Consider the following 9172-nt stretch of genomic DNA (forward strand, 5'->3'; position numbering starts at 1 on the left):
GGACACGGGTGGCGGTGCTGCCGGCGCGACCGACGGGGCGTCGATGGCGTCGAGAACTCGTCGCTTGAGCTCGGCTGGCGGCGGCACCGCGTTGACCGCCTGGATCCGCGCCGCCGTCTCGAGGTCGGCGTCCAACTCGTCCTGGAGCGCGACGTCGGCGGCGAGTGCAGCGTCGAGTTCACGCTCATCGGCCGCGGTCAGTTCGCCGAGGGCGGCAAGAGCGAGCAGCTCGTCGATTCGATCGCCACCCGAGGTGGTGTTGTCCGGTTCGCTCATCGTCCGTCCTCCAGTCCACTCGATTCCAGTTGGGTGCGCAGTCGCTTCAGCCCACCGCGGACGCGGCCTTTCACCGTACCGAGGGGGATGCCGAGGCGATCGGCGATCGCGCCGTGTGCACAGCCGTCGATGAAGGCCAGCTGGATGATCTCGCGTTGATCGTCGGGCAAGGACTCGACCGCGTGCTGGACACGGGCGGCCTCCGAATTCGCGACCACCTCGTCATCGACAGCGATGTCGGAATCATCACGTTGGTGGCCCAGCGCCTCGATGCGGTTGCGTTGGGACTGCTCACGGCGGACTCGATCGACCGCCCGGCGACGGGCGATCGTCACCGACCAGGTCGACAGCGATGCACGCGCAGGGTCGAACTTGGCGATCGACGTCCAGATCTCGACGAAAACCTCCTGGGTGACCTCCTCCGACATCGCCGGGTCGCGCAACACCCGCTTGACGACACCGAAGACGAGCGGCGCGATCTCGTCGTAGATCTGTGCAAAAGCACGCCGGTCGCCGTCGACGACCCGCTCGGCAAGCGTGGAGAGTTCGGTTTTCGACGCCATGGTGGTTCGGCGATCGTACCCACGGGGTCCAGAGCACAAACCGGCACGACGGCGCGGACGGACGGCGACCAGAACGCTCACGGTCGCAGCACGAACTCGTAGAACGTGAGAGCTGTCAGCCGCTCCACGACGAAGGGCGGGTCGTCGTCGGTCCAATCGGGCGCGTCGAGCAGAACCGCAGGCCGCGCCGACGAACCATCGACGATGAGTCGGATGTTCGGCCGGCGCATCACCGCACGGACCGGGAGCGCGACCGATCGTGGATCGGGTGAACTGACGACGAGCACATCGGCACTCGCCGACAGCCGAATCGGTGCGAACACGTCGACGAGAGCGATCGACGGCCGTCCGGCATCGATTCCGGTCGCCAGCCCGCGCAATGTGTCCAGCGCGAGGGCACCACTGGCACCGACGCGACCCTCGACGCGAAGCGAGAAGGCATCCTCCGTCGTGGTGTCGTCACTCGAACCCATGGCAGTGGTTCGGGCGCCGACCTGACCTGGATCAACGCGGCCCGCGTTCGCTGCCACGTCGACGATGCGGGACAATGACGCGATGGCACGACTTCGTTCACGCTCCGCACCGACGGCCACGACGACTGCGGGACGCATCCGTGGCACGACCTCGTCCCGTGGACGCATCGCGATGTTCCGAGGAATTCCCTACGCCGCGCCACCGATCGGCGACCTGCGGTGGCGGGCTCCACGTCCCGTGGAACCGTGGACCGGCGTGCGGGCGTGCGCGAAGTTCGGTTCGGCCCCGCATCAGCGAGCGGCCAGTTTCGAACACTTCTTCGACGCACTCGTCGCCGGGCTCGGGCTCGGCGCAGCGCGAACCCGGGCACTCGCGACAGCGATGAAGCTCGCCCCGACGAAACAGAGCGAGGACTGCCTGACGCTCAACGTGCGCGCCCCCCGCCACGCATCCGGGCTCCCGGTGATGGTGTGGATCCACGGCGGCGACCACACCGACGGCAGCGGGGCGGAGGCGATGTACCAGAGCAACGTGCTTCCCGAACGCGGCTGCGTCCTCGTCACCATCAACTACCGATTGGGAATGTTCGGATTCCTCGCCCACCCGGAGTTGTCCGCGGAATCACCCGACGGCGTCTCGGGCAACTACGGCCTGCTCGACCAGATCGCGGCCCTGGGCTGGGTGCGCGACAACATCGAGGCATTCGGAGGCGACCCGGACAACGTCACCATCTTCGGTGAGTCGGCAGGCGGTGAAGCAGTGCTGAACCTGATGACCGCTCCCGCCGCACGGGGCCTGTTCCACCGGGCGATCGCGCAGAGCCCGAGCGACAGCGGACGATGGCTCCACCTCGACCGGCCGATGCTCGACTTCGAGCCCGCCGTCGACACCGGCACGGCATTCGCCCGCCTCGCCACCGGCGACGACGCAGGATCGATCGAGGCACTCCGCGCGATCGACGCCACGACTCTCTCCACGCTCTACACGGACAACCCGCACTACGGTCGCTCGTTCTATCCGGCCGTCGACGGCGTCGTCCTCCCGACCACGCCGATGACCGCGTTCAGCCGAGGCGAGCAGGCACCGGTCCCGCTGATGATCGGATACAACGCCGACGAGGGTTCACTGCTCGCGGCGTTCATGCACCCGGCAGGCGCCGAATTCGAGGCACCCGAGATCGGCGAACAGGTGGCACCGGACGACATCCGATCCGCGTTCGAGCGCTCGTACCCCTCGCCCGACGACGTCGATCGACTCTTCGACGAGTACCCGGGAATCGGAACCGGCGACGTCGATGCGCGCATCGCCCACTGCGGTGACCACATGTTCGGCGTGCACGTCGATCATGCATCGCGGTGCCACGCGGCGCAGGGCCACCCGGTGTACCGCTACCACTTCCGTGCCGTACCGGCGTCCCCGAAGCAGACGATCGGAGCGTTCCACGCGGCCGAGGTGCTGTACGTCTTCGACACGAAGTTCCCCCTCGTTCCGACGGCTGCCGACGCCCACCTGCTCGCCCGCGAGATGGGCGACCGCTGGTTCGCGTTCGCTGCGACCGGCACACCGGACTCCCCCGGACGTGCGCCCTGGCCCGCCTACGACCCCACCGCAGGAGACGGTGAGGGCTCCGACGGTCCGCAACGGATGGTCTTCGATCGTCCCATCTCCCACGTGGCCGCCTGCCCGGCCGAGAACGGGCTCGATCTCATGCGCGCACGCATCGCATGGCTCGACGAGCAGAGTGTCACGGCGGTGGCGCGATGACGATGTCGACGTCGTCGGGCACCATCGGGTCGGAGCCACTCACGGACTCGCTCGACTCATCACCGTGGAAGTAGGCCTCGGTCAACCAGTCCTCGAACTCGTCGTCGATCTGGTCGGCATCGTCAATGTTGACGACGTGGAAGTACTTGTTCCCGTAGTCGACCACCTTGCGTGAGAGCCGACCGGACTCGAGCCGACGCCGCAGCGAGAACCCGACACCGACCCACTTCTTCTTCACCTCGAGAACGCAGAACGTCGGACCGTTCTTGAACAGCACCTTGCCGTCGAGGGGGTCGACGATCAGGCTTCGTTGGTGATCGCCTGCGCCGTCGTGCTGGTCACGGTCGACCGCGACGAGGTGGTCGCGGACACGCTCGAACACCGGTGCGACGAAGTCGGGCGACGCCGCGAGGAACTGGGCAGTCGTGAGGCCGGGCTCGCACATGTGCCCCTGCCCGACCGAGCCGAACTCTCGCCGACACTCGGGGCAGGTCCAGACGGCCATCGGGTCGGAGGCGAGTCAGAGTGAGATGTCGATTCCGAAGATCTCGTTGAACCGGGTGATGTAGTCCGCATCGTCCTCGAGGGCTCCCAATTCGAGCCAGTCGGCATCGTCGATGCGATCGTGCAGTGCCGACATCTCCTCGCCACCCCAGCTCACCGGGTACCGCAGGCGCGGGCTGTCGGTCGTGATCGCGTGCTCGATGACCCGGCCGACCTCGAAGGGATCGGTGGCGTTCGCCATCCCGGCCCCGTAGAACTGGAACATCCGTCGATAGTGGGCTTCGTAGGCGTCCGACGAGTTCGGTGCGTCGATGTTCTTCGCGAAGATCGCCGACTTCGTCACTCCGGGCTCGATGATCGCGACCCGGATGCCAAACGGCGCCAGCTCTTGGGCGAGTCCCTCGCTCACTCCTTCGAGCGCCCACTTCGATGCCACGTAGGGGGACTGCGCGAGTGCGGCGATGCGACCTGCGACCGAGGTGATGTTCACGATCGATCCGCTGCCGCGGTCGCGCATCTGCGGCAGCACCGCCTGGATGCACCGCGTCGCTCCGCAGAGGTTGACGTTCATCACGCTCATGTAGAGATCGGACGGACATTCCTCGACGACGGCGTTCCCGCCGACCCCCGCGTTGTTGACGAGGTGATCGACACGTCCGGTGCGACCGAAGATCTCGTCGAACCCCGCAGCGACGGACGCATCGTCGGCGACATCGGCGACGACGAGGTCGACCTCGACACCCGCTGCGTCGGCCATCGCGTTCAGCTTCTCGGCCTTGTCGAGCGAGCGGACGGTGCCCACGACGTGGTGGCCCACCGACGCGAGATGGATCGACGTGGCCCGCCCGATCCCGGAGTTGGCGCCGGTGACGACGGTGACGGGTTGGCCGGGAGACGCAGCGTTCGCCATGCCCGACACCCTACGACGGCCGCCTCACCACCACTGCAGTCCCCAACCCGGCGCGGGTCAGGTGGCGATCGAGTTGCGGATGTCGGCGAGCCAGTCGTCGGCGTCGCGCCAGCGGTTACCCGCGTGTTCCCGGGCCGTCTCGGCCGATTCACCGGTGGCCGGATACGAACCGAGGAACTTCACCCCACCCTGCTTGGCGTGCAGCGACCGCATCGTGTCGGCGAGAAGTTCGTCGGCGACATGGCCGTCGGCGTACACGATGAAGCAGTAGTGACCGAGCCCCCCGTTCTTCGTCGGCCGGCTGAACAGGTTGGACAGGTTGATCCGACGGGCGGCGAACTCCTGGAGGATCGCGATCAGGCTGCCCGGCTCGTCTTCGCGCTGGTACACGACGAGCGCGGTCCGGTCGTGACCGGTCGGCGCGGGAACGCCCGAACGCGCCACCATCACGAAGCGCGTCTGGTTGCCGGCGTGGTCGGCGATGTCGGCTTCCGCAACGTCGAGTCCGTACACCTCGGCCGCGATGCGCGGTGCGAGCGCGGCCACGTCATCGCGGTCCGACGTGCTCACCCGGTGCGCCGCATCGGCCGTCGAGTTCGCAGCGATCAGTTCGGCGTCGGGCAGACGCTCGCGGAGGTAGCGATGGCACTGCGCTGTCGCCACCGGGATGGAGAGGATCTCGGTCACCGCGTCGAGCGAGCAGCCCGGCCGGACGAGGAGGCAGTGTTCGATGTCGATCACCGACTCGTGGGTGATCAACAGTTCGTGATCGAAAGCGAGTGCGTCCTGGGTGAAGTTGACCATCCCCTCGATCGAGTTCTCGATCGGGACGAACCCGGAGTCGACCTCGCCGGATTCGACGGCATCGAGAACGTCGGGAACCGTGCGGTACGGGACGTGCTCGGCTCCTTGCGACGACTCGACGCCGAGCAGCGCCTGCTGCGTGAACGTACCGAGCGGCCCGAAGAAGCCGATCCGGCGCGGTGTCGTCGGGGGTTCGAGGCCGTCGGTCGCCGCCGCGGTCATGCTGCTCCTTGATTGGCCAGCGCTTCGTCGAGGAACGCCTTCGTCTCGGCCGCCGGAGCGGACCCGGCGCGGCGTGCGAGCACGTTTCCGTCTGCGTCGAGGACCACCAGGAACGGGAACGACGTTCCGCCCATCGCGGTCATCGCGGTGAGTTCCTCGTCGTCGGCCATCGTGGCGAACGGCCACCCCTTGTCCACGATCCACTCGCTCGGCGGGAAGTTCTCACCAGACGGATCGACCGCGGTGCTCACACCGATCACTTCGAGGCCCTCGGGGAACTCGCCGGAGTCTTCGAGCTCGATCAGCTGGGGAACCTCCTCGTTGCAGTGGGGGCACCAGTGCGCCAGGAACACCGCCAGCGTGGGGCTCCCGGTCGCCCCGCCGATCGTGACCGGGGTGCCATCGAAGCTCTCGCCCGACACGACGGGTGCGGCCTCTCCCACCGCGGGGTCGGCAGGCAGGGTCGCGTCGTAGGGCACCAACGGGGCTCCCTCGACGGAGACCGGACGATTCTGCTGGACCTCGTCGGTCGCTGCATCGTCGGTCGTCGGAGTGTCGGTCCCGCTGCTCGCCGTGTCACCGGTCGTGTCCTCCGTGGTGCCGTCGTCCGACCCACTGTCGTCGCTGCTCCCGCACGCGCTGACGAGCAGACTCGCGGTGGCGAGGCCGACCACGGCTCGACGGACGATCGGACGGCGCGAGGAGTTGTTGACTGTCACCCGGACAGTCTGCCGTGTCTCCGCCCGAGGCGGACGACGCGGTGCACCCACCGGCGACCCCGTTTGGACCATCGCGAGTCGCGGTGCCGAGAGAGGGATACCGTCGATCAACGATGAACGAAGTCGTGGCGGCAGATGCCGCCGTCTTGCGAGACCTGCGCCGTGTCCGACGAGAACGGCGGCTCGGTGACACCGAGTGGTTCGACGTTCTGTACCGCGTGTACCTGTTCGCGCTCGTCGGGACCGGCGTCGTGCTGTACCTGTCGGATTCGATCGCCACCCTGATCGACGAGCCGATCGCCTCGGAGGACATCTTGCGTCGCGGCCCGGCGATTGCGGGGATCCTCGCTGCACTCGCATTCGGGATCGGCGTGATGAACGGAGCCGATGGCGGCCCGGTGTCCGTCGAGCCCGCCGACGTCCGCCACCTGCTCCTCTCACCGCTCGACCGGACCCGGGTCCTGCTCCGACCGATCACGCAGCGGTTCCGCTCGATCGCCTTCGCTCTCGGGTTGGGATTCGCGATCATCGGTCAACTGGTCGCCCGCGAACTCGAAGGCTCCCGTGCGGCGTGGGCCGCGAGCGGGGCGATCTTCGGTGTCCTGCTCGCCGCGTTCTACGTCGGAGGGGCCGTGGTCACCCACGCGCTGCGGGTCCCGCGTTGGATCGCCAGCACCGTGGCGCTGGTCTGCCTGGTCTGGCAGAGCGTGACCGCGTGGCAGATCTGGTCCGGCGAGGCGTCGGGCTGGGCTCGAGTCGGACCGTTCAACCTCGCCGGCAGCCTGATGTTCTGGGGCATCCGCGAGCGCTGGATCGACATCGTCTCGATGCTGGTCGCGGCGTTGCTGCTCGGTGCCGCGATGGCACTGGGTGGCCGACTCCGTCTGCAACCGCTCGAACGGCGCGGCCAACTCGTCTCGCAGTTGCGTTTCGCCGCCACTGTCCAGGACATCCGCACCGTCGTGCTGCTGCGCAGACAGCTCCGCGCCGAGTCGATCCGGACACGGCCGCTGATCGGACGTCGGACGCACGCCGCACCGACCTCGATCGTCCCCTCCGCCCACCGCCCACGACGCAACGACGAACCCATCCGCGTTCCCACCTTCATCTGGCGACGCGGCGCGGCGGCGTTCAATCGACTTCCGATGAGTCGCCTGCTGCGGATGGCCTCGTTGGCGGCCGTCGGCGGAGTTTCGGCGTCGTTGGCGGTCACGTCATCGCTGCTGTTCTTCATTCCCCTCGTCGGAGCAGCGTTCTTCCTCGGGCTCGAATCGCTCGAACCGCTGGCCGAGGAAGTCGACCATCCGGACCTCACCGACGGACTCCCCGTCCAGCGCGGTTGGTTGTTCGCCAACCATCTCGTCGCCCCCGCCTGCGCACTCGCCGTGGCCGGCCTGATCGGGGCGACCGCTGCAACGATCATCGAACCTCACCAAGTCGCCGCAGCGTTCGCCCTCGGAATCCCGATCGCGTGGGCCGGCTCGATCGGTGCGGTGGTGTCCACGGTCGGCGACGCACCCGACCCGGCCGAGATCCAGGGGACGACGCTGATGGGTGCCGATCGCGGTGCGGAGAGTCCGTTTGCGATGCCCGAGATGGCAGGGTTCAGCAACGTCGGCAAAGGCGCGATCCCGATCGTGTTGAGCAGCATCGCCGCCGGTCCGGTCCTCGCGATGCGGCTCCAGGCCGACGCCGCGATGGTCGGCCGATCGGTGATCGGTGTGACACTCTGCCTCGCCGTGATGACGTGGTGGGTCGTCCGCCGCGACCGACTGGCGGTCGGCATCCGCAATTTCTTCGCCGCGGGCCGCGCGGCATGACCCCAGGAGGCTCCGCATGACCAACGCGATCGAGACCGAGGGCCTCACCAAGCGCTACGGCGACACCGATGCGCTCGCACCGATCGACCTCGTCGTCCCGACCGGCCAACGCGTGTCGCTGATCGGTCACAACGGGAGTGGTAAGACGACGTTGATCAAGATGCTCGCGGGCCTCCTCGAACCCAGCGGAGGCGGCGCGTCGATCTCCGGGCACACCGCCGGCAGTCCCGACGCCCGCGCGGCACTGTCGTACCTGTCGGACCAGCCGGTCTTCTACGACGACCTGAGCGTGCGACAGCACCTCGAGTACATCTCTCGCCTGCACCGCACCGACGACTGGGAGGACCACGCGAACTGGCTGCTCGACAGTGTCGGGTTGACCGAGCGCGCCGACGATCTCCCGTCGACATTCAGTCGCGGCCTGAAACAGAAGGCGGCGATCGCCATCGCGTTCGTCCGGCCCTTCGAGACGATGCTGATCGACGAACCGTTCGTCGGGCTCGACCGTTTGGGACGGGAGGCGCTGCTCGGACTGATGACCTGGGCCCACGGTGACGGAGCAACGCTCGTCGTCGCGACCCACGAACTCGCCAGCGTCACGTCGAGCGACCGGTTGATCGCGCTGAGCGACGGGGGTGTGATCTACGACGGGGACCCCGCGGGAGCCGATCCCGATGCGCTGTCCGACGGTTGGTTCAACCAGACCGACGCCGTCGACGGCGATCGCGACAACTGAGTCCGCCTTCGCTGTCTACGTTTCGCCCCCGTGGTCTACGATCATCGGATGCAGGAGTTTTCATCGGTCATCGCGTCGTCCTACGACGCCGATTCACTCGCACCCATGCTCACCGAGAAGGCCCGCGAGGGCTGGTCGGTCGTGAGCATCGTGGCAGCGGGCACGAATGTCGTCGCGTACTTGAGCCGTGGCGCCGGAACGGACACCACCGAATCCTCCACGGCCGAGCCGGCCGACACTCCGACCCAGACGACCGAGACGGCGACTGCCGCGGTGTCGGCAGGGTTCGTGGGCGACGCCATCGCCGATACCACCACCGGATCCGATGCGGCCGAGGCAACGGCGGATGACTCGAACGACGATGCGGGCGCGGTGATGGG

The 9172-nt window shown here is 67.8% G+C and carries 10 protein-coding genes and 1 pseudogene; 4 read left to right on the top strand and 7 right to left on the bottom strand.

Going from position 1 to position 9172, the window contains the following annotated elements; translation table 11 throughout:
- The 3 genes and pseudogenes from WBV89_RS18880 to WBV89_RS18890 form a co-directional block, all read right to left on the bottom strand.
- A pseudogene (locus tag WBV89_RS18880) lies at nucleotides 1-276 on the bottom strand (hypothetical protein); the annotation flags it as partial.
- Nucleotides 273-839, bottom strand: a complete 567-nt coding sequence (locus tag WBV89_RS18885) for a sigma-70 family RNA polymerase sigma factor (RefSeq protein ID WP_423982874.1) — start codon at nucleotides 837-839, stop codon at nucleotides 273-275. The pseudogene WBV89_RS18880 and the gene WBV89_RS18885, both read right to left, overlap by 4 nt.
- Before the next feature lie 77 nt (nucleotides 840-916).
- A complete protein-coding gene (locus tag WBV89_RS18890) occupies nucleotides 917-1312 on the bottom strand; it encodes a hypothetical protein (protein WP_423982875.1) in 396 nt (131 codons plus the stop codon).
- An 82-nt stretch (nucleotides 1313-1394) separates the two neighbouring features.
- Between WBV89_RS18890 and WBV89_RS18895 the strand changes: the two genes are divergently transcribed.
- Complete coding sequence (locus tag WBV89_RS18895; RefSeq protein ID WP_423982876.1) at nucleotides 1395-3077, top strand: carboxylesterase/lipase family protein; 1683 nt, start codon at nucleotides 1395-1397, stop codon at nucleotides 3075-3077.
- On the opposite strand, the gene WBV89_RS18900 is transcribed toward WBV89_RS18895, so the two are convergent.
- The 4 genes from WBV89_RS18900 to WBV89_RS18915 are packed head-to-tail and all read right to left on the bottom strand — an operon-like array spanning nucleotide 3058 to nucleotide 6236.
- Entirely contained in the window at nucleotides 3058-3582 is a 525-nt protein-coding gene (locus WBV89_RS18900; RefSeq protein ID WP_423982877.1) for a DUF5655 domain-containing protein, read from the bottom strand. The two genes, WBV89_RS18895 and WBV89_RS18900, sit on opposite strands and share 20 nt — an antisense overlap.
- A 15-nt stretch (nucleotides 3583-3597) precedes the next feature.
- On the bottom strand, nucleotides 3598-4491 hold the full coding sequence (locus tag WBV89_RS18905) for an SDR family oxidoreductase (protein ID WP_423982878.1): 894 nt from the start codon (nucleotides 4489-4491) through the stop codon (nucleotides 3598-3600).
- Between the two features lie 57 nt (nucleotides 4492-4548).
- On the bottom strand, nucleotides 4549-5517 hold the full coding sequence (gene pheA, locus WBV89_RS18910; protein ID WP_423982879.1) for a prephenate dehydratase: 969 nt from the start codon (nucleotides 5515-5517) through the stop codon (nucleotides 4549-4551).
- On the bottom strand, nucleotides 5514-6236 hold the full coding sequence (locus WBV89_RS18915; RefSeq protein ID WP_423982880.1) for a TlpA family protein disulfide reductase: 723 nt from the start codon (nucleotides 6234-6236) through the stop codon (nucleotides 5514-5516). The genes pheA and WBV89_RS18915 overlap by 4 nt, the downstream gene beginning before the upstream one ends.
- Before the next feature lie 113 nt (nucleotides 6237-6349).
- Here WBV89_RS18915 and WBV89_RS18920 point away from each other — a divergent pair, with 113 nt between their 5' ends.
- The 3 genes from WBV89_RS18920 to WBV89_RS18930 form a co-directional block, all read left to right on the top strand.
- Nucleotides 6350-8056, top strand: coding sequence for a hypothetical protein (locus WBV89_RS18920; protein WP_423982881.1), 1707 nt, complete (start codon nucleotides 6350-6352; stop codon nucleotides 8054-8056).
- Between the two features lie 16 nt (nucleotides 8057-8072).
- Nucleotides 8073-8792 (top strand): ABC transporter ATP-binding protein, encoded by a 720-nt coding sequence (locus WBV89_RS18925; protein WP_423982882.1) that lies wholly within the window; start codon nucleotides 8073-8075, stop codon nucleotides 8790-8792.
- 48 nt (nucleotides 8793-8840) lie between these two features.
- Nucleotides 8841-9172, top strand: a 332-nt coding sequence (locus WBV89_RS18930; protein WP_423982883.1) for a hypothetical protein, incomplete at its 3' end; no start/stop codon positions are given.

The organism is Ilumatobacter sp., assembly GCF_049588435.1.
GTDB lineage: Bacteria > Actinomycetota > Acidimicrobiia > Acidimicrobiales > Ilumatobacteraceae > Ilumatobacter_A.